Origin of the sequence: Pseudomonas sp. ML2-2023-3, assembly GCF_037055275.1 — a bacterium.
GTDB lineage: Bacteria > Pseudomonadota > Gammaproteobacteria > Pseudomonadales > Pseudomonadaceae > Aquipseudomonas.
Window position 1 is genome coordinate 1408214 of the sequence record NZ_CP146343.1, and the last position, 25953, is coordinate 1434166.

25 protein-coding genes and 2 pseudogenes are annotated in these 25953 nt (G+C 53.4%); 13 read left to right on the top strand and 14 right to left on the bottom strand.

What is annotated here, in order from left to right; all coding sequences use genetic code 11:
- Positions 1 to 37 precede the first annotated feature (37 nt).
- A pseudogene (locus V6P94_RS06485) lies at positions 38 to 930 on the top strand (IS3 family transposase); the annotation flags it as partial.
- A gap of 37 nt (positions 931 to 967) precedes the next feature.
- On the opposite strand, the gene V6P94_RS06490 reads toward V6P94_RS06485, so the two are convergent.
- Positions 968 to 2520 (bottom strand): IS3 family transposase gene (locus V6P94_RS06490; RefSeq protein WP_326397640.1). Its coding sequence is split into 2 segments (ribosomal slippage): positions 968 to 2058 and positions 2058 to 2520, totalling 1554 coding nucleotides; the frame shifts between segments, so codons are not numbered across the junction.
- A 77-nt stretch (positions 2521 to 2597) separates the two neighbouring features.
- On the opposite strand from V6P94_RS06490, the pseudogene V6P94_RS06495 reads away from it, so the two are divergent.
- Positions 2598 to 2795: pseudogene (locus tag V6P94_RS06495) on the top strand (transposase); the annotation flags it as partial.
- 78 nt (positions 2796 to 2873) lie between these two features.
- On the opposite strand, the gene copD reads toward V6P94_RS06495, so the two are convergent.
- The 4 genes from copD to V6P94_RS06515 form a co-directional block, all read right to left on the bottom strand.
- Positions 2874 to 3812: a copper homeostasis membrane protein CopD gene (gene copD / locus V6P94_RS06500; RefSeq protein WP_010655510.1), complete on the bottom strand. Its 939-nt coding sequence runs from the start codon at positions 3810 to 3812 to the stop codon at positions 2874 to 2876.
- A gap of 3 nt (positions 3813 to 3815) precedes the next feature.
- Complete coding sequence (copC, locus tag V6P94_RS06505; protein ID WP_010655511.1) at positions 3816 to 4199, bottom strand: copper homeostasis periplasmic binding protein CopC; 384 nt, start codon at positions 4197 to 4199, stop codon at positions 3816 to 3818.
- A gap of 360 nt (positions 4200 to 4559) precedes the next feature.
- Entirely contained in the window at positions 4560 to 5948 is a 1389-nt protein-coding gene (locus V6P94_RS06510; RefSeq protein WP_010655512.1) for a heavy metal sensor histidine kinase, read from the bottom strand.
- Entirely contained in the window at positions 5945 to 6634 is a 690-nt protein-coding gene (locus tag V6P94_RS06515) for a heavy metal response regulator transcription factor (RefSeq protein WP_010655513.1), read from the bottom strand. Before V6P94_RS06515 ends, V6P94_RS06510 begins: the two co-directional genes overlap by 4 nt.
- Before the next feature lie 206 nt (positions 6635 to 6840).
- On the opposite strand from V6P94_RS06515, the gene V6P94_RS06520 reads away from it, so the two are divergent.
- Both V6P94_RS06520 and V6P94_RS06525 read left to right on the top strand, forming a co-directional pair.
- Positions 6841 to 7194: a co-regulatory protein PtrA N-terminal domain-containing protein gene (locus V6P94_RS06520; RefSeq protein WP_048401424.1), complete on the top strand. Its 354-nt coding sequence runs from the start codon at positions 6841 to 6843 to the stop codon at positions 7192 to 7194.
- A 166-nt stretch (positions 7195 to 7360) separates the two neighbouring features.
- Positions 7361 to 7897: a plastocyanin/azurin family copper-binding protein gene (locus tag V6P94_RS06525; protein WP_010655515.1), complete on the top strand. Its 537-nt coding sequence runs from the start codon at positions 7361 to 7363 to the stop codon at positions 7895 to 7897.
- Between the two features lie 135 nt (positions 7898 to 8032).
- Here V6P94_RS06525 and dmeF read toward each other — a convergent pair whose 3' ends face one another.
- Both dmeF and V6P94_RS06535 read right to left on the bottom strand, forming a co-directional pair.
- Positions 8033 to 8938 (bottom strand): CDF family Co(II)/Ni(II) efflux transporter DmeF, encoded by a 906-nt coding sequence (gene dmeF, locus V6P94_RS06530; RefSeq protein WP_010655516.1) that lies wholly within the window; start codon positions 8936 to 8938, stop codon positions 8033 to 8035.
- 19 nt (positions 8939 to 8957) lie between these two features.
- Complete coding sequence (locus tag V6P94_RS06535) at positions 8958 to 9233, bottom strand: metal/formaldehyde-sensitive transcriptional repressor (protein WP_010655517.1); 276 nt, start codon at positions 9231 to 9233, stop codon at positions 8958 to 8960.
- A 366-nt stretch (positions 9234 to 9599) separates the two neighbouring features.
- On the opposite strand from V6P94_RS06535, the gene V6P94_RS06540 reads away from it, so the two are divergent.
- On the top strand, positions 9600 to 9800 hold the full coding sequence (locus tag V6P94_RS06540; protein ID WP_010655518.1) for a heavy-metal-associated domain-containing protein: 201 nt from the start codon (positions 9600 to 9602) through the stop codon (positions 9798 to 9800).
- Between the two features lie 68 nt (positions 9801 to 9868).
- On the opposite strand, the gene flgB is transcribed toward V6P94_RS06540, so the two are convergent.
- Positions 9869 to 10288, bottom strand: coding sequence for a flagellar basal body rod protein FlgB (gene flgB / locus V6P94_RS06545; RefSeq protein ID WP_010655519.1), 420 nt, complete (start codon positions 10286 to 10288; stop codon positions 9869 to 9871).
- Positions 10289 to 10661: 373 nt separating this feature from the next.
- Between flgB and V6P94_RS06550 the strand changes: the two genes are divergently transcribed.
- From V6P94_RS06550 to V6P94_RS06565, 4 genes are all read left to right on the top strand, one after another.
- A complete protein-coding gene (locus tag V6P94_RS06550) occupies positions 10662 to 10868 on the top strand; it encodes a co-regulatory protein PtrA N-terminal domain-containing protein (RefSeq protein ID WP_010655520.1) in 207 nt (68 codons plus the stop codon).
- Between the two features lie 215 nt (positions 10869 to 11083).
- Entirely contained in the window at positions 11084 to 12991 is a 1908-nt protein-coding gene (locus V6P94_RS06555; RefSeq protein ID WP_133076982.1) for a copper resistance system multicopper oxidase, read from the top strand.
- Between the two features lie 72 nt (positions 12992 to 13063).
- Entirely contained in the window at positions 13064 to 13996 is a 933-nt protein-coding gene (locus V6P94_RS06560) for a copper resistance protein B (RefSeq protein WP_133077084.1), read from the top strand.
- A gap of 288 nt (positions 13997 to 14284) precedes the next feature.
- Positions 14285 to 14752 (top strand): DUF411 domain-containing protein, encoded by a 468-nt coding sequence (locus V6P94_RS06565; RefSeq protein WP_133076981.1) that lies wholly within the window; start codon positions 14285 to 14287, stop codon positions 14750 to 14752.
- Positions 14753 to 15164: 412 nt separating this feature from the next.
- Here V6P94_RS06565 and V6P94_RS06570 read toward each other — a convergent pair whose 3' ends face one another.
- The 6 genes from V6P94_RS06570 to V6P94_RS06595 form a co-directional block, all read right to left on the bottom strand.
- Positions 15165 to 15497 (bottom strand): DUF2790 domain-containing protein, encoded by a 333-nt coding sequence (locus tag V6P94_RS06570; protein ID WP_133076980.1) that lies wholly within the window; start codon positions 15495 to 15497, stop codon positions 15165 to 15167.
- A 624-nt stretch (positions 15498 to 16121) separates the two neighbouring features.
- The gene (locus tag V6P94_RS06575; RefSeq protein WP_010655525.1) at positions 16122 to 17534 is read right to left on the bottom strand and encodes a CHAT domain-containing protein; all 1413 of its coding nucleotides are present in this window, start codon (positions 17532 to 17534) and stop codon (positions 16122 to 16124) included.
- 24 nt (positions 17535 to 17558) lie between these two features.
- Positions 17559 to 18179, bottom strand: a complete 621-nt coding sequence (locus tag V6P94_RS06580) for a hypothetical protein (RefSeq protein WP_326425213.1) — start codon at positions 18177 to 18179, stop codon at positions 17559 to 17561.
- Between the two features lie 523 nt (positions 18180 to 18702).
- Positions 18703 to 20148 carry an aldehyde dehydrogenase family protein gene (locus V6P94_RS06585; protein WP_133076979.1) on the bottom strand — a complete coding sequence of 482 codons (1446 nt, stop codon included), beginning with the start codon at positions 20146 to 20148 and terminating at the stop codon, positions 18703 to 18705.
- A gap of 121 nt (positions 20149 to 20269) precedes the next feature.
- Entirely contained in the window at positions 20270 to 21352 is a 1083-nt protein-coding gene (locus V6P94_RS06590; protein ID WP_133076978.1) for an endonuclease/exonuclease/phosphatase family protein, read from the bottom strand.
- A 90-nt stretch (positions 21353 to 21442) separates the two neighbouring features.
- Positions 21443 to 22102: a YciC family protein gene (locus V6P94_RS06595; protein WP_133076977.1), complete on the bottom strand. Its 660-nt coding sequence runs from the start codon at positions 22100 to 22102 to the stop codon at positions 21443 to 21445.
- A gap of 192 nt (positions 22103 to 22294) precedes the next feature.
- On the opposite strand from V6P94_RS06595, the gene V6P94_RS06600 reads away from it, so the two are divergent.
- The 4 genes from V6P94_RS06600 (at position 22295) to V6P94_RS06615 (ending at position 25932) form a co-directional block, all read left to right on the top strand.
- Positions 22295 to 22771, top strand: a complete 477-nt coding sequence (locus V6P94_RS06600; RefSeq protein ID WP_133076976.1) for an NYN domain-containing protein — start codon at positions 22295 to 22297, stop codon at positions 22769 to 22771.
- Positions 22772 to 22798: 27 nt separating this feature from the next.
- Positions 22799 to 23410 carry a PolC-type DNA polymerase III gene (locus V6P94_RS06605; protein ID WP_133076975.1) on the top strand — a complete coding sequence of 204 codons (612 nt, stop codon included), beginning with the start codon at positions 22799 to 22801 and terminating at the stop codon, positions 23408 to 23410.
- Between the two features lie 217 nt (positions 23411 to 23627).
- Positions 23628 to 24518 carry a drug/metabolite exporter YedA gene (gene yedA / locus V6P94_RS06610; RefSeq protein ID WP_133076974.1) on the top strand — a complete coding sequence of 297 codons (891 nt, stop codon included), beginning with the start codon at positions 23628 to 23630 and terminating at the stop codon, positions 24516 to 24518.
- 67 nt (positions 24519 to 24585) lie between these two features.
- Positions 24586 to 25932 carry a DEAD/DEAH box helicase gene (locus V6P94_RS06615; protein WP_338649129.1) on the top strand — a complete coding sequence of 449 codons (1347 nt, stop codon included), beginning with the start codon at positions 24586 to 24588 and terminating at the stop codon, positions 25930 to 25932.
- The last annotated feature ends 21 nt before the right edge of the window (positions 25933 to 25953 follow it).

Here is a 25953-nt window from a genome sequence, read left to right on the forward strand (position 1 = left end):
GTAGAATTTTCTCCTGACCGGATCAAGGAAATTTTGCGTGAAGACATCGCGTTTTTCAGACAGTCAAATCATGGCCATTCTCAAGCAAGCAGAGGCTGGAACCCCAGCCCCAGAGCTATGCCGTGAGCACGGCATCAGTTCGGCCACGTTCTATAAGTGGCGTACCAAATTCGGTGGCATGGACGCCTCGCTAATGGCTCGTTTACGTGAGCTGGAGGAAGAAAACCGGCGGCTTAAAAAAATGTATGCCGAAGAGCGCCTCAAAGCCGAAATCATCCAGGAAGCCATGGCAAAAAAGTGGTGATGCCATCTCGGCGACGAGAGATGGCGCAGGAGGTGGTTCGCTCAGGTCGGTGCAGTATCAAGCTGGCGTGCTTGGCCTTCAGGGTCAGCACCACGTGCTATCGCTATCAGCCGCGTTTGGCGTATGAAAACGCCGAGATTGCCGATCATTTAATCCGCCTGACACACAACCAGCGAAACTGGGGCTTCGGCTTATGCTTTCTGTACCTGCGCAACGTCAAAGGCTATCGCTGGAACCACAAGCGGGTGTACCGGATTTACCGCGAGCTGGAACTGAATCTGCGTATCAAGCCGCGCAAACGTATTGTGCGCGAGAAGCCCGAGCCGCTGGCTGTTCCTGAAGTCAGCAACCACTGCTGGTCGATGGATTTCATGCACGACCAATTGGCGGACGGACGCAGCTTTCGAGTTTTCAATCTGATCGACGACTTCAACCGCGAAGCCCTGAGTATGGAAATTGATTTTTCGCTTCCGGCTGAACGTGTGGTGCGAGCGCTGGATCAGGTCATTGAGTGGCGCGGGAAGCCACAAGTCATCCGCAGTGACAACGGCCCGGAATTCATCAGTGCCAAACTCACGGGTTGGGCTGAAAAACGGGGCATTCGTTTGGACTATATTCAGCCGGGCGGCGTTTTTCAAGGTACTTGTCGCGTCAACCATCCAACTATGCCGCTCTTTTCTCGGCCTGCTGCTCCCGATCCGGGTTCAGCATCACCGTCCCTATTGGCTCCCAGTTACGCGTCTGACCTGACCAGCGTTCCGGGCTTTTCTTCCGAGCTCGTTCGTACAGGTCATGCCGCCGAGCCAGGATCTGATGATCCAACCCACGATGGCGCTCTGACGGCGTGACGAAGCGGATCCGGCTATGCCGATGCTCGTTGTTATACCAGCGCATAAAATCCCTCACCCAGACCCGTGCGGCATCCAGGCTGGCGAAGCCTGCCTGCGGCCATTGCGGGCAATATTTCAGCGTTCTAAACAGTGACTCCGAGTACGGATTGTCATTGCTCACTCGCGGCCGACCACGGGACGGCGTAATGCCCAGGTCGTACATCTTGCTCAACAGCGTCAGCGATTTCATCGGTGCTCCATTGTCCGAGTGCAGCACCAGCGGCTCGTATAAACACTGCTCGCCGATCACGCTGCGCTGCAGCAGCGCAGCGGCTTTTTCGCCGCTTTCTTCTTCGTAAACTTCCCAGCCCACGGCCTTGCGGCTGTAAATATCCTCGATCAAATACAGGTAGTAATACTTGCCCCGTATCGGCGACGGCAAGTACGTGATGTCCCACGACCACACCTGGTTGGGCGCTTGCGCAGCGTGCGTTGTCGGTGCTGCGTAGCGCCGGGGACGCTGGCTACGGCCTCGATGCTGTTGCTGGCCCGCCGCTCGCAAGATGCGATAAAACGTGGCCTCCGACGCCAGATAACGTGCTTCGTCAGCCAGACGCGGAACGATCTGGCTCGGAGGCAGATGGGCGTATGCCGGGCTGTTGCACAGCGTCACGATGGCTTGCCGCTCGATCTCGCTCAAGGCATTACGCGGCGTAGGCCGCACGGTGGTCGTGCGGGCATCGGCTTGAAGCACCTGCGTTTCGGTCCACCGTTGCAAGGTTCTGAGCGACAGCCCTACCTCTCGGCATGCCAGGACTTTTCGGGCCCCGGCCACCACTGCTTCGACCAGCCAAGCTACGAGCAACTGCCGTTCCGGCAAAGAGGTCAGTTGTCCTCGCTGTCGATCCCCCAGTAATCGTTGAGCTTTTTTCGCAGCACCAACAGCGCGGCGGTTTCGGCCAGCGCCTTGTCTTTGCGGCGCAGTTCACGCTCAAGTTCCTGGATGCGTTTCTTGTCTTTACGCGCTTGTTCGCGGTCGTCTTTTTGCTGGGACTTTTCAGACTTTTGGCCGCTGATAAATGACTGTCGCCAGGTGGCGATCTGTTCGGGATAAAGTCCTTTGCGGCGGCAATATTCTCCCAGGTCGATTTCGGCCAAACCGGCGGCTTCAAGGACAATGGCGAACTTGGTTTCGGCTGACCAGTTCTGGGATGACGGCTTGGTTTCGGACACTACATTCCCTTCGGATCTGAACTGTTTGCGCCAGTTGGACAAAGACATTTCGCTGACCCCTTCGCGCCGGGAAACCTCGGCCATCGTCAGGCTCAGCGGGGGAAGCAGCATCTTGAGCAATGCGGCTCTACGTTCAGATGAATAATACGGCACGACCAGTCTCTTTCCGCCCCCGATATGCTTTTTCAGGAAAAATCGGAGAGGCGACAACTATCCTGACACCGGGGGCGGGCAACCCGCAGCAAAACGCTTACGTCGAGCGCTATAACAGCACAGTACGTTACGACTGGCTGGGGCATTACTTGTTTGGATCGATAGCGGAAGTTCAGAATTACGGCACAAGCTGGATCTGGACATACAATCACGAGCGCCCGAATATGGCCCTCGGCGGCATAACCCCTAAACAGAAATTGGCCCTGGTGGCCTGACCTCTATTTTTGACGAGTATTAAAAATGGGGGGATTACCATTCACCCTTGGGTCTTCTTTGTTGGCTGCCACTAACCCCTATTCCGCGCTCATTTCCATTACCGGACTTAAGGTGCCTAGCCACGCGACGAGGCAAATTATGACGATCGCCATTGTAAATTCCAGCGTCATGCTGCGGCGCAATGCATTAACTGCAACAGAATATTCTCCGTTGCGAACTGACTTTTCTAGTACCGGGCTTAAGTGGAAGCGGTTGAGCGCGGCTAACACGATCATTCCGGCAAAGAGCAAGGTTTTCAAAAATAGAAGTTGGCCATAAGTACTGAGCATCACTTCATCGAGGTTTGGTCCAACGATAAATAGGTAATTGACTATTCCAGTGATGCTTATGATTGCCACAATCACTCCGCCGGCCGACTCAAAGCCAGTCAATACCCGAGCAAGAATTTGTGCTTCCTGCTCGCTTTTGAGCGATTTTAAACGCAGTAGTAGGGCAAATGCCGCTAGAGCACCTAACCATCCACCGGCGGCCAAAAGATGGAAAATATCACTGATAAAATGCCAGTAGCGTCGACTGCCCTCATCCATGGCACCGTGCCCTGTCCATGCTAACGTCGCCAACGCAATCGCTCCGCATACAGTCACCATCCAGAGACTGAGTGTCGGAAATCTTTTATTCAGCGCTACGCCAATAATTGCCATAACCAAGGCAGCTATGCGGACCATCCAGGTCAGTCCGACGTCAGTCCCCATGAGGACCATTTGGAAAATATGGTGATGTAGTTCCATGAACCCCGATACACCGCTCATTGCTTTCGCAAGCAACAACATTGCTGCAAGGGATAGAGCTACACCTACAACAGAAGTACCGTAAAGAAGCGACTCAAAATTCAAGACCGTGCCCGATACTCTTTCTATTCCCCTAAGGCTGTACAAGCCGAAAATTGCCAATCCGAATAACAGCATCAGGTCTAAATAAAGAGCAAAGCGAACCACAATATTTATTGAGTCGCTCATGAATCATTTCACTTTGAATGAGAAGTTACCGGTGATCGGATGAGTGTCCGAGGAGACAGCACGCCATTCGACTTTGTAGGTGCCTGTGCTCAAAGGTGCTGCCGGTGTAATCACCATCGTTTTCGGATCACTGCCACCAGCGACGCTGGCCTTAACACCCATCGGGGAGTTCGGCATCCCAGGCATATCGGTCATGATCAGTTTTGCACCTGAAAACTGAGTAGTTAGATTTTCAGAAAAGTGCAGCTCAATTTTCGAAGGGGCCGCCGCATCCGAGCCTTCTACCGGAGTAGAAGAAAGGAGCTTTGGATGTGCTTGAGCTACTGCACTCAGAAGCAAGCCCGCAGTAAGTGCAACAGCTACGGTCGTAGTTTTAAGGAATGACATGCAAGACTCCTCACAGCAAGAGCTGTTGATTCGAGGTTTGTTTGGGAATATCTAGTTTTTTACTTTTCGACGCTTGTTAAAACCACTGGCGAATACCTAGCAGGTTCAGTGTCCTATGGCGGAACGAACAGGAGGAGCTCACAAGAATCTCCACGTCACAGCGCAAGTACACGATGCCACATGAATGTAAACTGTTCGATTACATTTCAGTCAGCTTGGGGCGGTTTTTTGGCTATTGGATGGCGCGGATAAGGGGCCTAAATACGGCCCCTCTTCGCGGCGTATCACGAGCTCTAACTCATTCAAAAAGGGGCCTTTAAGCTAATCCCATACTGCGTGGTTTAATATGTGCAGCTTGTCTCAGGCCTTTTTTTCGTCTGCACTAGGAAGCTCTATATTGAATGCCGTTTTCCCACCAGATGACGTACACCATATCTTGCCGTCATGCGCCTCGATTATCGATCGGGTGATCGATAAACCTAGCCCGGCGTTGCTTGGGCTCCCTTCTCTACGCGCAGGGTCCACTCGATAAAATCGATCGAAAAGCTTTTCAAGATGCTCAGGCGCAATGGACTCTCCAGGATTTTCCACTACGACCAATACCGACGTTCCTTTTTGTTGGATATCGACATTGATGCACTTCCCTTCAGAGGTATACCTGAGCGCATTTGATAGCAGATTAGAGATGGCTCGGTGCAGCATTAGAACATCGCCTCGGACGCTACCCCGCCCTGAAACCGTGAGGCCAATCCCTCGCTCATCAGCTAGTAGAGAGTAGTACTCCTGTAATTTCTCCACTATCTCTACTAGGTCTATCGGTTTCTTCTCGTGTGAAATCAGACCGTTGTCTGATTTTGCCAGAAAAAGCATGTCATCAATCATCCGACTCATACGCTTCAAGTCATCAAGATTTGAATACAAATTGTCTTCGTAGTCCTCAATATTTCTTTTTCTAGAAAGCACTACTTCTGTGTGGGTCATCAAATTGCTGACCGGCGTCCGTAACTCGTGAGCGATGTCCGCGGAAAAATTCGATAAACGGACAAATGCATCATCCAGCCTGGATAACATTGCGTTGAACGACAGCACCATCTGCTGAAGTTCTTTAGGAACAGATGCTAAGGGAATGCGCTCCTTAAGGGATTTAGCTGACATTGAAGCAGTGACCCGAGTGACTTGACGTATAGGCCGCAGACCGCTGCTCGCGACCATCCAACCCAAGGCAGCACTGATCAGCGCGCTGATCACCAGCCCTATCCAAAACCACCGCTCAAGTGTCTCGAAGAAAGACATATGCTGAGTCACATCAAAGATCAACATAACGGTTAATGGCCTGTCTTGCCCCGTCACGATCACTTGTGCAGTCACTCCACGGAACATTTTCTCCTGCTCCCGCCACTCCCAGACGTTGCTGTTCGGGATCGTACGAAATTCCTCTGGAACATCGATCGAGCCGGGATCAGCAAACAGTAACTTCCCGTCACCATCGATTATTATGGCAGTCAAATCACGGTGAGCACCAAGCAGCGCCTCCAGCTCAGGCTTAACATCACTGAATTGATCGATGCTATTCAATCCAGTCAAAATTCTCTGAGTAGAATGGAGCTTTTCGCTTAGTGCCTGTTGATCCAGCATCTTGAAGTGATGCTGGCTAAGGTTATTGAAGCTGAGGCCGGCAATAGTGAGCACCGCCGTTACAGCCAGCATGAACATCAGACTCATACGGCTCGTCAGAGACATTCGCTTCATTTCGACTCCGAATCAGGAGAGTCGAGCATGTAACCCATACCTCGCGAGGTATGAATCAGCTTGACCTCAAAATCATCATCGATTTTGGCTCTCAGTCGCCTGATCGCCACCTCGATAACGTTGGTATCGCTATCAAAATTCATGTCCCAAACTTGGGAAGCGATAAGCGATTTTGGCAACACCTCTCCTCGACGACGCAGCAACAGCTCAAGCAAAGCAAACTCTTTAGCTGTCAGATCTATACGTTTACCTCCACGGATGGCCCGACGCTTAAGCAGGTCCACTTCCAGATCGGCCAATTTCATATAGGTTTGCGAGGGAGCGCTGCTACCCCTACGCAGCAGCGTTCTAACGCGAGCCAAAAGCTCAGAAAAGGCGAACGGTTTGATCAGGTAATCATCTGCCCCGAGTTCAAGGCCCTTCACTCGATCTTCGACGCGGTCTCGCGCCGTGAGGAAGAGCACGGGAACATCCTTCCCGGATGCACGTACCTTCTGGAGGACTTCCCAGCCATCCAGCCCAGGCATCATGACGTCGAGAATCAGCAGGTCATAGGCTTCGCTCAAGGCGTGCTGAAGTGCCTCTTTGCCATCGGTAAACCGATCAACATTGAACCCCGCCTCGGTGAGTCCTTGCTGCAAATAGATGCCTATTTTTGGTTCGTCTTCAGCAACAAGAAGTCTCATAGGAGTGGCTCTCAAGTAATTATGAAACGGAGTCTGCAACGAAAAACACAAGCCAAGCAGCAACTGACAGAAAAGTAATATTGGCTTCAGGTATATGTCAGCGACCGCTGTCTATGGTCAAAAATGAGCATTTCCCTAATGCTCAGCCGACTCTTCAGCATGAAACGTATTTGGAGCCGGAAAACAATTCCAAAAGGAGCGGCACCATGAATCGCTTAAAAGTTCTTATTCTTGTGAGCTCGCTACTCGTCTCGTCTTCTCTATGGGCTGAAAGTGGCGGAGACCGGGTTGTCGAGCGTATGGAAAACCTGCGCAACAAGGCTGAAGCTGTGCTTATACAAGCTGAAAGAGCTCCTGAAGGGCAGCGTCATGTCCACATGGCCGAGCATATGAATATGCTTGGGGAGATCATGAGTCAGCTCCATCAAGATCACCCAGACGCATCGATGTCACCTCAGCAGCACCTCGCTTGGATGGAAAAGCACGACAAAATAGTTGATGACGTTTTGAGCCAAATGCAGCGTGAGCACAAATTGATGCTTTCTGAAAACCATCAGTGACCAACCTAGTCTCATTGGGGTTTGTTAACCGCTCCGCTGAACACGGCGTTACCTGGGCGCCGTGTTTTCTTTTGAAAACTGACAGAAATGTAGTGTTCAGGTCAGTTAACTAGCAGCTCATTCCCTTTAGCATAGCCAGTGATTCCCTCTTACTCTCGAGGTCACCATGAAAGCTAAGCTCATTACCCCTGTTATTGCGGCAATCACCCTAATCTTCGGTGCTACGGCGATCGCCAGTGTTGGTCATGGTAAAGAGGACATCGGCCAGCCCGGTGTCTCTTCTAAGGTTACCCGTACGGTGGAAGTGGAGATGGGTGATGTTTTCTTCAAACCTAAAAGCATCGACGTCAAACCGGGTGAAACGGTCCGATTCGTCCTTCGCAATGAGGGTTCGCTGCTGCACGAGTTCAACATCGGCAAAGCCGCTGCTCATGCGGCACACCAAAAAGAAATGGCGAACATGTTCCAGAACGGGGCGCTAAGCCCCACCGGGGCCGGGAAAATGATGAGCGACATGGGCCATAGCATGGGAGGGATGAAGATGGTCGAAATGGAACACAACGACCCGAACAGCGTGCTGATCGAGCCAGGCGCAACCAAGGAGCTGATCTGGACCTTCAACACCACCACTGGGCTTCAATTTGCTTGCAACGTGCCGGGGCATTATCAATCAGGGATGGTCGGTCAGATTGTCCTGAAGTAGGTCGTAGTAGGCTGCAAACCACGCGTCGACGAAAGCGTTGGCGCGTGATAATCAACCGGCGTTCGATCCGCGCAGATCACGTTACCCTGGAAGAGTTGCGGGCACCATTGGAGGCCATAGTGAGGAGGCGCTGAATTAGACTGGTCGAAACTCGATCGTCAGATGGCTGACCTCGTGAACCGACTTGAGACGTTCACGAATGCTGTCGGCATTCGCAGTGGCCTCACCAAGGACGCTGACGATTGCCGCATGGGCTTGTGGCCCAATCTGCCAGACGTGCAAGTCCGTAATGGTGGCATCCCCCGGCGTCTCAACCAGTTCACGGATTTCCTCGGCAACATGCGCATCGGTCTGATCCAGCAGTACACCTGCAGTGACCCCCATCAAGGTCCATGCCCACCGCGCAATAACGATGGCACCGACGATGCCCATGACCGGGTCCAGCCACACCCAGCCGAGATAACGGCCGGCGAGCAGTGCCACAATGGCCAGAACCGAAGTCAGCGCGTCCGCGATGACGTGGACGTAGGCCGATTTCAGGTTGTTGTCGCTCCCGTGATGGGCATGGTCATGATCATCATGATCGTGCCCATGGCCCAGCAGCAGGGCGCTGGCAATGTTGACGATCAAACCGGCAATTGCGATGAGCGTAGCGGTGCCGAACTGCACGTCCGTTGGCTGGAAGAGGCGCATGACAGACTCAACGCCAATTCCCAGGGAGACCATGCCGAGAATCAACGCCGAGGCAAACCCGCCTAGGTCTCCAACCTTTCCGGTACCGAAACTGTAGCGCTGGCTGGAAGCGTGGCGTTTTGCATATCCGTAAGCGACGGCCGCGATGCCCAATGCTACGGCATGGGTTGCCATATGAAAGCCATCGGCCAGTAACGCCATTGAGCCAGTTATATAACCGGCGGTGATCTCGCCAACCATCATCACAACGGTAAGTGCCACAACCCAAAGCGTACGCTTGGCATTATCGTCGTGCGCTGAGCCAAGGAACACGTGGTCGTGGGTGTGTTTGATGTCGATACTGCTCATGAGTGATTCCTGACAGCGTTTACTTGGAGTAGCGGCGAATGGCTTCAAGAAGCTCTTCGACGCCCTTACTTCGCTCTTCTTCACTGAGAGCAGGGTTCGCGACATGCTCACGCGCATGCTCCTCGATGATTTCCTCCATCAAGCCGTTCATGGCACCGCGAGTGGCGGCAACAAGGTGCAGTGTTTTGGCGCAATCGAGATCCGATTCCAACGCTCGCTCAACCGCTTGAAGTTGTCCGGCGATACGTTTTACACGCTTGAGAAGATCATCTTTGTTTGCTGCGATATGGCCCATGGGATACCTCTCCTACCTATACGTCGCACATGATAGGCATACCCCCTATACCTATACAAGGTTCGCAGGCGTATGGGGCATTAAAAAACAGTGAGCAGGAAAGAGAGGTTCAAATCTGAGGATGAAGCAGAGGGCCTGGAGTGTTTTCTTCTGGCCGTGCTCTGCCGGCCATGGCCTAGATGCGTACTGGTCGAACTCGATGCAAATCGGGTGGTTAGATCAAATGAAAACGGTTGGTCAAGTCTGTGCTGTCATACATCAATGACACTCACAATTTGAAACAGACAATTATTGACATTGCCATAGTGTCAACCTTGATGCTGTCGGTACGGTGTAAAGAGACCGCTCAGCACGAGAGGAATAATCATGTTCATCTTAGATGTATCAGGCATTGGTTGCGGCGGTTGCGTCAGCAAAATCACTAAAGCAATTCAGTCCTTGGACAACAAAGCTACGATTTCCGTGGATCGGTCCGCCGGAAAGGTGAGTGTTGAAAGTAGCGAAAGCTCAGAGCAAATTCGTAAAGCTGTCGAGGCGTTAGGTTTTCCTTCCCAAATCAGCACTTGAATGCTGACACCTACCCTTGGCCCATAGTCAGCGCCCCTTATGCGGATGGCTCACAAGACCCTGCGCTACTAATCTCCTCGCAGAGCTTTGAGCAAACCTTTGAATGCACCATTCAAACGAGTAAAAGCGGCATCGAAACGTATCCCATTTTCTGTGTATTTTGCGACCTCAACCTGCTGATCGACAGTATTTTGATCGATGGCAGGTTGAACCGGAGTGCTGTAAAGCAAACCGCTTCCGTAAATATCACTTGCTGAATCTTTTCCGGCAATATGTTTTACATTTGGCGTTTTCAAAGAAAACGTATTAGCAAGGTTTTCTCTATTCTGACTTGCAAGCACAGTAGAGAAGTCCATATCTCGAGCTTTGAAGTTCGGCGTATCGGCGTTTGCGATATTATTACTCAGGATTTCAGCTCTTTGACTACGATAAAATAACGCTCTTTCTGATGTGCCAAGTGCTTTCTCAAAGTTAATGCTTACACTCAATCACCCTTGATGGCTCAATTTTTTCCAAGAACAACTAATACTTTGATTTTGCCGCAGTGCATCTAGGTTCATACACGAAGCTCCGGCATAGAAATCTAAAAACGACTTCACCTTGAAAGCACCTAAACCAAATCAATTACCCACCTAAAGCTGAGGCTAAATAAACAGCCGTGCGACTCGAAAAGATCGATACTTTACGTATTGAATAGCGTATTCCTCAAGAGAAATATGCCAACCTGACACAACTGTAATATTCAGCTAAGGCTTCTGACAGGGCATGAGTTTTATAGTCCTATTGAGCCTTAAGCTCTCCCCTAAGAATCATCGTTTGATGTGGATTTAGGGATTACCAATACTCCCAGAGGACACTAAAATGAAATCCATCAAAGCTTTGTTCATCATTGCAGCCCTAACCGTCTCTTCTTTTGCTATGGCTGAAGGCGGTGGTGACCGGACGTTCGCCCGCATGGAAGTAGCTAGGAATAATTCAATGGAATCGTATCAAATAGCCCAACAACAGAGCACCCAGCCCCCGATCGCAGAAAGCAAAGTCAAAGCGATGGGCCACAAGAATTGCTGAATAGCTTACTGCGCATCAAAACTGACAGAAATGTAATCACTGTGATGGTTCAAATGTGGCAATTTCTGAGCTCGCTTGCCGTAAACACTCGTTTTTAGTGACGGCGAGCTAAGCTCATTCGGGCGCATCCCCCCGAGAGAGTTCCTTCAACCTGTTGAGCAACTCATTGGTTGTTTCGCACGGCTTCCCTTTTTCACTGATCGGACGTAAACGGCATGAATTCCAAAACCTCTAGGCGGACATTCGTTAAAGGCCTGGCCGCTGGTGGCGTTCTCGGCGGCCTTGGTCTGTGGCGCACTCCTGTATGGGCAGTGACCAGTCCTGGTCTGCCGAGCATTCTCACCGGTAACGAATTTGATCTGTTTATTGGTGAAATCCCTGTAAATATTACTGGCTCGCCGCGCACAGCCATGACCATCAATGGTTCGTTGCCCGGACCTTTGCTTCGTTGGCGCGAAGGCGAAACGGTCACACTGCGTGTGAAAAACCGCCTAGACCAAGACACGTCGATTCATTGGCACGGGATCATTCTGCCCGCCAATATGGACGGTGTACCGGGGTTGAGTTTCCATGGCATCGCGCCCGACGGGATGTACGAGTACAAATTCAATGTGCATCAAAACGGCACATACTGGTACCACAGCCATTCAGGCTTGCAGGAACAGGCAGGCGTATACGGTCCAATTGTCATCGACTCTAAAGAGCCTGAACCTTTTCAATACGATCGCGACTATGTGGTGATGTTGACTGACTGGACCGATGAAGATCCTAGTCGTGTCATGGCCAAGCTCAAGAAGCAATCGGACTACTACAACCACCACAAACGTACCGTGGGCGACTTTATCGGCGACGTCAGCAAGCAAGGTTGGTCTGCTGCTGTGGCCGACCGCAAGATGTGGGCTGAAATGAAAATGAACCCCACTGATCTCGCAGACGTCAGTGGGGATACTTACACCTATCTCATGAATGGCCAAGCGCCTAACGGTAACTGGACCGGTATTTTCAAGCCGGGCGAGAAGCTGCGCCTGCGCTTTATCAACGGTTCAGCTATGAGCTATTTCGACGTTCGCATCCCTGGTTTGAAAATGACCGTTGTGGCGGCTGACGGTCAACATGTCAAACCAGTCAGCGTCGATGAATTCCGCATCGCCGTGGCAGAAACGTATGACGTGATCGTAGAACCTACCAGCGAAGAGGCTTACACCATCTTTGCCCAGTCCATGGATAGAACCGGTTATGCACGTGGAACCTTGGCAGTTCGCGAAGGTTTGAAAGCACAGGTACCTGCGATCGATCCTCGGCCGCTTTTGACCATGGATGACATGGGTATGGGCGGTATGGAGGGCATGGACCATGGCGGCATGGCTGGTATGGGCGGCGATATGAAGCAAGGTGAAATGTCAGGCATGGCTGGCATGGATCACAGCAAGATGACGGGGATGAACCAAAGCGACATGACCGGCATGGACAGCGGTGACATGTCTAACATGGCCGGCATGGATCACAGCAAGATGGCGGGAATGGACAAAGGCGACACGTCCAATATGGCCGGCATGGACCACAGCCAGATGGCTGGGATGAGCGATATGAGTGGCGAAATGCAGGCCCATCCAGCATCCGAAACCAACAACCCCTTGGTTGATATGCAAGCCATGAGCCCTACGCCAAAGCTAAACGACCCTGGCATAGGTTTGCGGAATAATGGTCGTCGAGTCCTCACCTACTCTGATTTGAGAAGCACTTTCCAAGACCCTGACGGCCGCGAGCCCAATCGCACTATTGAACTTCATCTGACCGGTCACATGGAAAAGTTTTCGTGGTCCTTCAACGGAATCAAATTTTCAGACGCAGAGCCGCTTCGTCTGAAGTATGGGGAGCGTCTTCGGATCACCCTGGTGAATGACACCATGATGACCCATCCCATCCACCTTCACGGCATGTGGAGCGACCTTGAAGACGAAAATGGCAAGTTCATGGTGCGCAAGCACACAATTGACATGCCACCAGGTACTAAGCGCAGTTATCGAGTCACCGCTGATGCCTTAGGTCGCTGGGCCTATCACTGCCACCTACTTTTCCATATGGAAATGGGCATGTTCCGTGAAGTACGGGTTGATGAGTAAAGGAGACGATCTGTGAGCACATACGTAAATCGTAATAAATCGCTGGTGGGTTGCCTCTTTGTCGTTGGTCTGATGGGCGGACTCTCTTCTGTGGTGATGGCAGGAGAAGATAGTAGTGATCATTCATCTACTGCGAAAGCAACTAACAAACCTGCAACTACGGCAAACGAAACTAAGCCCGATCACGGTTCAATGGACCACAGCAAGATGGGGTCTATGGATCACAGTAAGATGAGCATGGACGACGGGGCAATGGAAGGTATGGAAAGCATGGGTGGAGGGGCGACCGCCACGAGTCGAACCTCGATCCCCGTACTTACCGACGCTGACCGTGCAGCCGCCTTTCCAGATGTGGCAGGTCATGGTGTCCACGACAAACAACTCAACTCCTTCATGCTGCTGGATAAGTTTGAGTACCAGGATGCTGATAACGGTAGTGCACTGGCCTGGGATGCAAAAGGATGGATCGGCGGTGACGTTGACCGACTGTGGTTGCGCTCGGAAGGTGAACGTACCAATGGTGTAACGGAAAGCTCTGAACTCTCCGCACTTTGGGGACACGCCATCGGTCCGTGGTGGGATGTCGTCACCGGCGTACGGCAAGATTTCAAGCCCGGGTCGCCACAAACTTGGGGAGCGCTCGGTATACAGGGCATGGCCCTGTATAACTTTGAAGCCGAAGCCACTGCCTACATCGGTGAGAACGGTCAGACCGCTGCTCGATTTGAGGGCGACTACGACATTCTGCTGACCAATCGCCTGATCTTGCAGCCTACAGCCGAAGTAAATTTATACGGGAAAAATGATCCTCAGCGTGGCATTGGGTCTGGATTGGCTAACACCGAAGTGGGGTTGCGATTGCGTTACGAGATTGTTCGCCAATTTGCCCCCTACATTGGAGTTAGCTGGAACCGCTCCTACGGCAAGACGGCCGACCTGGCGAGCGACGAAGGAGAAAGGACCAGCGAGGCTCGATTTGTTGCCGGTATTCGGATGTGGTTCTGAGTGCATGACATGAAAAAACATTGACCTCTACTGGTGTGGTCGCCGCAATAGTAGCTGCCGGTAAGGTGCTCCCTCTGGATATCTTCATGCAGATGCAGCCGAAGAGGTAACCGAAGCAGAAGACCATCATGGCGAGAGACAGCGACTACGGTGAGGTAGCAGCACCTTCTCAGGATGAAAGTACCCAACATACCCATCCTTAGGGTGGCAAGGCTTCACATGACGCGTCTTCAACTCAGACCGCTTAGCCAAAAAATCATACCCATGCTGATGGGAAGGAACATACCCATGCGAAATAACATTTTTCGTCCTGGTCGGGCACTGCGCCTTGCTGCACTCTCGGTTCTGTTTATCAGTTCCGCAGGTCATGCCACAGAATTGCTGACGATCAACGTCCATCGTGACGCTAACTGTGGATGCTGCAAGAAGTGGATGGAGCACCTTGAAGCCAACGGTTTCACCGTCGTTGATCATGTAGAAACCAACATGAGCAGAGTCAAGAAAGACTTGGGTGTTATTCCGCGTCTCTCGTCATGCCACACCGCTATGATCAACGGAAAATTTGTTGAAGGCCATGTACCTGCAGAGCAAATAGTTGCTTTGATCAAACGCGACGACCTTATCGGGATTGCTGTACCTGGCATGCCGACAGGCTCACCTGGCATGGAGGTCGGTGGAAAGAAGGATGCTTATCAGGTAATTGGCCTGAGCAAAACAGGTATTAACCAAGTGATTGCCGAATACCCGGCAAACTAGTTTTCAAACTTTCCTTAATTCTTGCGTGGTCACTGCCCTTGATCATGCAAGTGACGGAGTGCTTACTCTAATGAGCTATCAAAATTGAGACGGACTCCTCACTGGCTATAACCACCCACCTGTAAGTTGGCAAAAAGTTATTAAGCATTTGTAGTCGTATGGGTGACACACCATAAAAAAGGCGCCACTAGGGCGCCTAAACCATCTCCACAACCAAAGGAGAAACACAGAGATGGGGTGTATCTGGTAAGCGAACATTTGTTGCTAGCTAGTGTTCGTTAATGGAGTGGCAGTGGTTACTCAACAATAAATCGAACCTAATCCAAATAAGATTCGAAAATGTCTGCACTCGTCGTTACTTGGCAACCATTAAGCACATGCGCTCCAGAGAACCTACCATGGCTACCTTAGTCTATCCTCCGCGTGGGCAGTTAGTACCCATAACCCTGTACTCTACAGTGTTGAGCTTGCCAGCCGAATCTTCAAAGGTCATACGCGAAGGCGCAACAGCACAGTTTATATTAGCTTGCGTCATACTGACGACCTTATGAATATCTAGGTCCATACCATATTTATAATGAACAATTTCAGGGTTAGACTTCCCGTTTTTCAAGGCGTACTGCTCCATCGCCTGTTGGTTTTCTTGCATCATCCGACCGTAAACGCGATCACCACCTCCTTCAGCTATTGCCAAAGACGACAAGGCCAATATTGAAATGGTAAAAAATGCTTTAAATACTTTCATGATTGTCTCCTAGTGCTGACTTACTTCTGACCAGAGAATAACCAATGATACCTTTCAGAATGCTGCCGCGAATATTACTTATGTGTCAGGTATTGTGAGCCCGGCTCCTGGCTTGCAAGGTGTCTAGAGAATCCGGGGCGATTCAGACAGTTGCTACCGCACCGGTGGGTAGAGCTCCATCGCATTGATCAAATGGGCGTAACCCACTAGATTTCCCATTTTTTCCCCTGTCGCTGGCTAGATTTTCTTAACCGCGCCAAGATTTTCTTAAAATGTGCGCCGAACACTCAGAAAATATTAACCGAAAATGGCCGCGCAACCACTATTTTGGGGCTTTCCGCTTATTGGCGGTAAGCGTCCCGCAATCACATCTTACCGCATTGCGCTTTCTGGACGACCTGGGCTTTGAACGTTTTGGGATAAGAGCTACGTTGGCGCATGGAAATCCTAGCGATAAGGGTGATTGCGTTCGCTTAAAAATACGCGGACACAATCGCCCTTAATGCTGGAGTTCGGTAGGTGAGTTCGCCGGACGGTTACTGCTATGGGGCATCTCAGCCAGAACGCAGTCACTGAGTGCGAGCTACCCAACTGAGCTGGGAGTTGAACTGCTGAAAAGCACGGTTATTGGTAGAAGGCTGCCGACCCGTAGAACTCAAGTGGAGTATAATCTTCCTCTTTCCTTCGAAGCTGACGGATTAAATCAAATTCTCTTCCAGTTTTGGAGGCAAGGTCGTCTGCGATCTCTAATGTAGACCTCCTAATTGCAAGCATCGCCATCTTATAGGCGTCGAAATAAGAGTTCCCAGCCGCCAAATTGAAAGCTAGATAAGCTCCGAACGCTGCTGCTGGATAACCCATGACAGGCCATAGATGGGAAATTGTCGCTTGATCTGCGCTCGCTAAACCTGGGGCTATACCGATTTTTGGTAGAAAACCGCGTTCCTCAAATCGCGCTCCGTCACAAATGTTTAGAAATGCTAATCGCCGTTTATCCATGACTGGAGCCTGCTCCCATAGATCCTCAAGCGAAACGGATAAATTATCCCCGATGTGCATTTTCACATGTTTAGGAGACCAGTGATCAAACTCGCCGTGGGATGCGACCCAAATAATATCGTACTTAGGGTCTTTATAAGCGTCGATGAAGCTTTGTTGCGTGGCTTCGGTGAAGCAGACCACTTTTACGGTGGCTCCGGCAGATTCAAAGATGTGCTTAATTACTTCGGCCTCAAGTTCTTCTGTAAGACTTCCGCCACCACACCAAATCAAAACATTTTGCGGTTTTCTGTCAGATTTTGGAGTGGATAACGATGAGGTTAGCGGCCATGTTTCACCCCGCACTTTGAGCTGTATCGCTTGCAGCGGGGTACACTCAGTATCAAGAATCAACTGGTATAAAGGTTTGGCGTTGAACGGAAATGGAGAAAAGCAATAGCTTCTAGTTAGGGCTGTTTCGTATTCTGTAGAATTCCCATACTTAGGGATTCCTATTCTATTTGGAATTGTTAGACCAGAGTTGTCGGAATAAGCGATGGTTTTTGCCACGCCTAAAAAATGGTTGCTCGATTGTACCAGTTGCTCGATAAAGGTCTGAGTATCACGCTCAATGAATATTTTCTCGTCGCCTAAAGCTGCGAGATAGCCATGCTCACCGAACGGAATAGATATGTACAGATCTTGTGCATTGATATTGGAATTGGCTGTCAGTAACTGGTGCCACAGCAGTAAACCGTCAAGCGTGACGTGGGTTTTACCGGCGTTCAAGCTGTTGACGACAAACGGCAAAATTGAGCCGCTCCGCATTGCTGCATCACGAAAGAAATTAATTCCGTCAAGCTTTGACTTATAGAAACCTTGGACAAGGTTTATCTTTCTGAGAAGTGCGGATGGGTCTCCATCCTTATTGCCTGCATAGATAGTGGCTAGCAGTTGCAGCTTATGCGGCTCAGCGAGGTTTTCATTGAAGTCGGCGAGTGCCTTTGCTGCCCACTCATGCGATGCTTTGCTTGAGAACGCACTTGCTGTAGTAGACAAGGTGTAATAATGAACGGCACGGACTTAATCTGGTAGAGTATTTTTGCCAGCGACAGACTCTAGGTATGGAACGAAAGTCTTGGCCAAGTCAGGCGCTTCTTTTGCTGCCCAGCATGCCATTTGACTTCCAAGATTTGCTTCGTCAATGTAAATGTATTCCGCAGGCAGATTCATCGTGTCTGTAAAAGTCGATGCGGCGAAGGGCCATAGCTCGCGTGCTATATTGTTCATGGCTGTTCGCTCGCGAGCGTAGTAGTAGAAGGCGCTGAAAAATTTCACCATCACCGGCACAAACCCTGGCCAGTTTCTTACCACCGCTGATGAATAGAAGTCAAAGATTCTCCCCAGATGTAAATTTTTTGAGTGACTGTCTCTGGTGTCTTCTGATAACGCCCATCCAATCCAGCTCCCCATATCAGTTAGTTCATATATACGGTATGACGTGTGAAGTGTTTCGGTAGCAAAAATGAACTGGTAATAGTGAGACAATAGTCTGTCTTCGGCAGGGGCACTATTTTGCTGATCAATTATAAGGCAGATTATGCGTCGGACTTCTGCATGCGAGATGGATGAAGCTAAAGTGGCGTCACGGAAAACTTTGTCAAAGTGCTCATGCAGAATCGCTAGGCTTTGTTCGAGGTTCAATACATTGCTTCCTTCTAGTCTGCATTGATCAATTTATGTATCCGTTGGCCTCAGTCGGACTGCTCCTCTCTATGGGCACTGTCAATGTCGAGCGCCTAAACTGGCTGTGGATGTTTTGGCCGCTGTCAATCCTACCTGCAATCGGCAGGATTTATGTCAACCTTTGCCCCAATCATTGACAGTCAATCCAGTTCTGTAAGTATCGGGCGGTAGCCCCGGTTTCGCGGGGGATTTCGGTGTCAATGGTGATTGGACATAGGTGATACCATGCACTACTGGCCCGATGATCCGTTGGTGGCCGAAGCCACGGCCCGGATCAAACCGCGTAAAGCCTAGCGCAACTACCTGTAGTCGCTGCCGAGGAACGAAGGCTGCGTCCGCGTGGTGCGGCACTCCGACGAAGCCGTCGTAAAAACAGGCGGCGCGGTATTTCAGTTAGATCGCGCATTCAGGTTTTACGATCGCTTCGCAATCGGACGCAGCCTTCGTTCCTCGTCAGCGACTACAGTGCAGGATCAGCGTATCAAGACCCGATGTAGCTGGTTTTGACCACGGTGTAGAACTCCTGCGCATAACGGCCCTGTTCGCGGGAGCCATAGGACGAGCCTTTGCGCCCGCCAAACGGCACGTGGTAATCAACACCTGCCGTCGGCAGATTGACCATCACCATCCCGGCCTGGGAGTGACGCTTGAAGTGATTGGCATATTTGAGCGAGGTGGTCGCGATACCCGCCGACAGGCCGAACTCGGTGTCATTGGCCATCGCCAGGGCCGCTTCGTAGTCTGCGACCTTGATGATGTTGGCCACCGGGCCGAAGACTTCTTCGCGGCTGATGCGCATGTTGGCCGTGCTGTCGGCAAACAGGGCAGGGGCGAGGAAATACCCCTCGGTGTCGCACGTCACCAGACTGCCACCGGCGACCAGTCGGGCGCCTTCGTTCCGGGCAATATCGATGTAGCCAAGGTCCTGGTCCAACTGGGCGCGGGACACGACCGGGCCGATATCGATGCCCGCCTGCAAGGCATGTCCAACCTTGATCGAGCGCATGCGTTCGGCCATGGCCTCGACGAACTTGTCGTGAATCCCGGCCGTGACAATCAGGCGGCTTGACGCGGTGCAACGCTGGCCAGTGGAGTAAAACGCGCTCTGCACGGCCAGCTCGACGGCTTGTTTGAGATCGGCATCGTCAAGAATGACCTGCGGGTTCTTGCCGCCCATTTCCAACTGGACTTTGGCCTGACGCGAAACACAGTTGATCGCGATCTGGCGTCCCACGCCCACGGAGCCGGTGAAGCTGACCCCGTCCACTTTCGGGTTGCTGACGATGGCTTCACCCACCACCCGACCACTGCCCATCACCAGGTTGAACACGCCCGCCGGGAAGCCCGCGCGGGAGATGATCTCGGCCAGCGCCCAGGCACAGCCCGGTACCAGATCGGCGGGCTTGAACACCACGCAGTTGCCATAGGCCAGGGCCGGGGCAATTTTCCAGGCAGGGATGGCAATGGGGAAGTTCCACGGGGTGATCAAGCCGACCACGCCCAGGGCTTCACGGGTGACTTCCACATGCACGCCCGGGCGCACCGAGGGCAGGTAGTCGCCCGACAGGCGTAGGCATTCACCGGCGAAAAACTTGAAGATATTACCGGCGCGGCTGACTTCACCGATCGCTTCAGGCAGGGTCTTGCCCTCTTCACGGGCCAGCAGGTTGCCCAGCTCTTCCTTGCGCGCGAGGATTTCGCTGCCGACCTTGTCCAGTGCGTCGCTGCGCGCCTGAATACCTGACGTCGACCAGGCCGGGAACGCTGTGCGGGCAGCATCGATGGCGGCCTGAACCTGGGTGACATCTGCCTGGGCATATTCGCCAATCACATCGGACAGGTCAGATGGATTGATGTTTGAGCTGTAGGCGGGGGCTGCGACCCACTCGCCAGCAATGTAATTGTCGAAACGCTTTGAATCAGTCATGAAGTTTCTCCACACGCGGGACAACCGTTGAGTGCCTGTAGTTATACGTCATCGTACAACTACAGGCAAAGCAATCAGCACTTCACTCTGGATGGCAGGTCACGACGAGGGCGATCCTGATTCAGTCCGCAGGCAACAAAAACCGCCCCAGCACCGGCAAGTGGTCCGAGATGGTCAAGGTGTCTTCCTGGCGAACGTAGCCTTCAATGCGCTGCAGCTTTGGGCTGTGGAAGAGGTAGTCGAGGGTGCGGTCGGGTTCTTCGACACGGGGGTCGTTGGGGAAGTGCGTCAGCCACAGTTCGCGGTCGATGCCGGTGGCTTCGGGGTTGCTGGGGATCATCGGGTATTTTTCCCACAGCAGGTGCAACTCGCTGTCCGCTGAGTAGCCCAGCCGCAGAGGGGCGGGCAGACGCAAGAACTGGCCTATGGGCAGCAGGTTGAAATCCCCCCCGATCAACCAGGGCGTGCCCTGGCTTTCGAGCTTGTCGACCAGGGTGGCGACGGTCTGCATCTGTGCGCGAAGGTTGCTGTTGTCGTGCGAAGGGGGATCCAGTTGAGTGTTGATCGCAGCCAGTTGCCCGCCGTCGTTGAGCGGCAGGTAGTTGACCAGCAATGCAGGTTTGGGCTGGAACTGGCGGCTGATGACGTTGGCGTCGGCCACGGGCAATTGCAAGCGCTCGGCGTGTTCGATCTGGAAGCGACTGAGGGTCACGAGGGTACGCCCGACGCTGCCGAAAATATGCCAGTCGGGCACAAAGTCGGCTTTCCAGGTAAACGCCTGGGTACTGCAGGGGTAAATATCGATCAGGCGCTCTTGCAGCAGGGCCAGTTGATCCTGGTAGCCACTGGCCTTGGCGTTGTCATCGACCTCTTGCAGCAGCACCAGATCAGGGCGTTCGTCACGAATGACCCGCGACACTTCATCCAGGCTGTACGCCATGTCATCACGGGTAGGGCGTGTATCGGGGCCGCTGTCGTCTTCCAGGTTGTACCAGAACACATAACGCTTGCCGGCCAGGTACTGGATGTTCCACGTCATGACCTTGAGTGCCTGGCCGGGCATCAGGACGGGAGCCGTGATCGGGCAACTGTAGGTCAGCACCTCCCTGGGATCGGGTCGCCATGTCACGCTATAAATCAGGCATGCCAGCAATGCTGATATCAGCAGCAGACCAAATACGGTGCGGCGCAAGAAACGTGGCATGGGCTCGGCTTATGACGTTACAGGGAGTGTCCGAACATACCCGACGGCAGTGGGCCACTCCAAGGCTCTTTTTGTAGGAGCTGATTGTTTTTATTGGTCAGATTTTTCGCTAATTAACATAAATAAACGGAACAGGACTACAGAGACAAATAACTGCAAAAAGCTGTTCGCACTGTCGAGTGTCAGCGATAGCAGTGTGTTGTCGTCCTTGGAAAACAGTGAGTAGCTCAGTTCCTTGAGCAGCATCAGGGGCCCCAGAACAGCCAGGATGCAGACAAAGATCCGCCAGAAATGGCCACGGGTCAGGGTGAAGCTCGACTTCATGGCTGCCAGCGGAGCATCACCGCGCAATACCAGCCGGTACTCGGCAAATGCCAGCACGACGGTCAGGAAAATGCCCGGAATAAAAAACATCGACAGCCCCAGCACGATCAGCAATGTGCTGATTGCCGAGAGCAGGGCGAACTTGGGCCACAGATTGATGGCCAGTGCCAGCAGGTCGCGGTTGCGCGGGCTTTCGCCCCGGCTGCGGGCATCGAGAAACAGGATCAGGGCGCCGGTGTACAGCGGATAGAGCAGCAGCCCGACAATCAGGCTGTAGCCGGGCGACGGATCCGGGCCCACGGCGTTGTCAACGATGTGCTGCAACACGGCTTCAAGGATGACCAGCGGCAAGCACAGCATCACGATCTGGCTCAGATTGCGCTGGAAGAAGTACAGGGAGTCGCGAATAACGGTCAGCGGATTCATTGGCAGTTGTCAGCAGTCAAAAGCGGTGCGCCACTTTAACCGATGAGGGGTCGATATGAGCAAATGTTAACGCGGCTGAAAGTCAGCGGGCTCACGCCGGGCGGTTTATCCGCGCAAACCCCTGGCAGGCTGGCATACTGCGAGCTTGTTTTCAGTCGCGGCCCGCTTGCCCGGGCGTCATGAGGTTTGCCGGTGAAAAAAATTGCGGTCTTCGCGGATGTGCAGAACCTCTATTACACGGTCCGCCAGGCCTATGGCTGCCATTTCAATTACGCGGCCCTGTGGGCAGATATCACCAAACGCGGTGAAATCGTCGAGGCCTACGCCTATGCGATCGACCGGGGTGACAGCAAGCAGCAGCAGTTTCAACAGATCCTGCGCAACCTCGGCTTCACGGTAAAACTCAAACCCTACATCCAGCGCAGCGACGGCTCGGCCAAGGGCGACTGGGACGTAGGCATCACCATCGACATCATGGACGTTGCCGCCCATGTGGATGAAGTGGTGCTGGCTTCGGGTGACGGCGATTTCGACCTGTTGCTCGAACGCATTGCCAGCAAGCACGGCGTCGAAACCGTGGCTTATGGCGTGCCCGGCCTGACCGCCAACTCATTGATTCGCGCCGCCAGCCGCTACGTGCCGATTGAAGGCAATTTGTTGCTTAAGTAACCCTCACTTTTACAGGATTGATCAGGTTTGGAACGCATCGCGGTTATTGACTTTGAAACCACCGGCATCTCACCGAGCAGCAGTTGCCGGGCCACCGAAATTGCCGTGGTGATTCTTGAGCGCGGTCGCATTGTCGAACGTTACCAAAGCCTGATGAACGCGGGCGTACGCGTCCCGGGTTTTATCGAGCAATTGACCGGCATCAGCAATGCCATGCTGCGCACTGCGCCGTCGGCCGAACAGGTGATGAACGAGGTTAACGAGTTCGTTGGCATCACACCGTTGCTGGCCCATAACGCCGCCTTTGACCAAAAATTCTGGGATTTTGAAATGGGCCGCATCAAGCGCACCCGTTTGCAGAATTTCGCCTGCTCCTTGTTGCTGGCGCGACGCTTGATGCCGGCTGCCCCCAATCACAAGCTGGGGACCCTGACCACCTTTGCCGACTTGCCCCATACCGGCCAGGCTCACCGGGCCATGGCCGATGCTGAAATGGCGGCCAACCTGACGGCCTATCTGGCTGAACAACTGCGCCAGAAGCATGGGTTGAAAGAGCTCAGTCACGACCTGCTGTGTGGTTTGCAAAAAGTCCCGGCAGCGAAGGTCAACGAACATCTGAAGCGCTATCGCGGGTTTTAAACGGTGGGAGCGGGCTTGCTCGCGATGGCATCGCCACGGGGTGTCAGTTTGATCGCGTTGCCAGCCTCGCAGGCAAGCCAATCGCCCACGGGTTTTGTGTTGCTCCCTCAGGCAGGCATAAAAGTGTACGGTCACTTTTGGTGCGTTCTGTTACTTATTATTACGCACTCCCTTGTCTAAACTCCCCAGTCCCCTGCCTCTGCCCTTGAGCTGCCCCATGCCTGCCGCGCGTCGTTTTCCGCTACAACTGATTGGTGCTTTTTTTGCCTTGTACGTGATTTGGGGCTCGACCTACCTGGCCATTCGCATCGGCATTGAGTCCTGGCCTCCCTTGATGATGGCCGGGGTGCGGTTTCTGATAGCGGGCAGTTTGATGTACGCCTTCATGCGCTGGCGGGGCGCGCCTGCACCGACAGCGGTGCAATGGCGTTCGGCGGCCATGATCGGCTTTCTGCTGCTGGCCTGCGGCAATGGTGGCGTGACCCTGGCCGAGCACTCGGGGGTAGCGTCTGGCGTCGCCGCGCTGGCCGTGGCCACCGTGCCGTTGTTTACCTTGCTGTTCGGCTACTTCTGGGGCGCACGCAACACCCGCCTGGAATGGGCGGGTATCGCCCTGGGGCTGGTGGGCATCGGCATGCTCAACCTGGGCTCCAACCTGCAAGCCAGCCCTATGGGCGCGGCAATGGTGATTTTTGCCGCCGCTGCCTGGGCGTTTGGTTCGGTCTGGAGCCGGCACCTGCCGCTGCCCCCCGGGCCAATGGCCAGCGCCGCTGAAATGCTCACTGCGGGTGCGGTACTGCTGGTGGGCAGCCTGGTCAGCGGCGAGCGCATGACCCAAATGCCGACGGCCGCAGGCTGGGGCGCTTTGCTGTATCTGGTGTTCTTTGGCTCGATCATCGCCTTCAGCGCTTATATGTACCTGCTCAAAAATGTGCGCCCGGCCGCAGCCACCAGCTACGCCTACGTCAACCCGGCCGTGGCAGTGATGCTGGGGATCGCCTTTGCGGGTGAGACCATTGGTTTTGAAGAGTGCCTGGCCATGGCCGTGATCATCAGCGCCGTGGTGTTGATCGGGTTGCCGCAGTGGCGCAAGCAGAAACCCGTGTGAATTAGGGTAAACTGCGCGCCATTGCAACGTATGCACCCCTGCGCAGACCTTTTTCGACGGTATCCCCATGACATTCGCCACCCTTGGCCTGATCGAACCCCTGCTGCGCGCCCTTGAGACGCTCGGCTACAAGACCCCAACCCCGGTTCAGGCCCAAGCGATCCCCGCAGTACTGGCTGGCCGCGACCTGATGGCTGCTGCCCAGACCGGCACCGGCAAAACCGGCGGTTTCGCCCTGCCGTTGTTGCAGTCGCTGACGATGGAAGGCCCGAAAGTCGCCAGCAACTCGGTGCGTGCACTGGTGCTGGTGCCGACCCGTGAACTGGCCGAACAGGTTCACGAGAGCATTCGCCAGTACGCCGAACACCTGCCGTTGAGCACCTACGCGGTGTACGGTGGCGTCAGCATCAACCCGCAAATGATGAAAATGCGTAAAGGCGTTGATGTACTGGTTGCCACCCCTGGCCGTCTGCTGGACCTGTATCGCCAGAAGGCGATCAAGTTCAACCAGCTGCAAACCCTGATTCTCGACGAAGCGGATCGCATGCTCGATCTGGGCTTCAGTGAAGAGCTGCGCGACATCTACCGCGCCTTGCCAAAAAAGCGCCAGACCCTGCTGTTTTCGGCCACCTTTTCTGACGCAATTCGCCTGTTGGCCGAGCAGATGCTCGACAACCCGCTGAGCATCGAAGTCAGCCCGCGTAACGTGGCGGCCAGCAGCGTCAAGCAATGGGTTATCCCGGTCGACAAAAAGCGCAAGGCAGAGCTGTTTTTGCACTTGCTGCGCACCCAGCACTGGAAGCAGGTACTGGTGTTCGCCAAAACCCGCAACGGTGTGGATGAACTGGTGGGCAAGCTGCAAGCGTTGGGGATCAACGCTGACGGCATCCACGGCGACAAGCCGCAGGCCACGCGTCAACGGGCGCTGGACCGCTTCAAGGCCAGCGAAGTGCAAATCCTGGTGGCCACCGATGTCGCCGCACGCGGTCTGGACATCGAAGACCTGCCGCTGGTAGTCAACTTCGACTTGCCAATCGTGGCCGAAGACTACATTCACCGCATTGGTCGTACCGGTCGCGCCGGGCAGAAGGGCGAAGCCATTTCGCTGGTCTGTGCTGACGAAGTGAACATGCTGTCGGCGATCGAGATGCTGACCCGCCAGACCTTGAAGCGCCACGAAGAGCAAGACTTCGAGCCGGAGCACCGTGTGCCCGAGACGGATGCTTCGGGTCAGGTGGTCAAAAAGCCGAAGAAGCCGAAAAAGCCGAAAAAGCCGAAAACCTCGGGCGGTGGCGGCAAGCGCAACCTGGGCAAATGGGTGGACAGCGGCGAAGCAGCACCGGCCGAGCCATCGGTCAAGCCGGTGCGTAAAGTGCCTGTGTTCAACACCGGCCCGCGCAAGCGCAAGCCTTAAGCACCCTGAACCTGTGGGAGC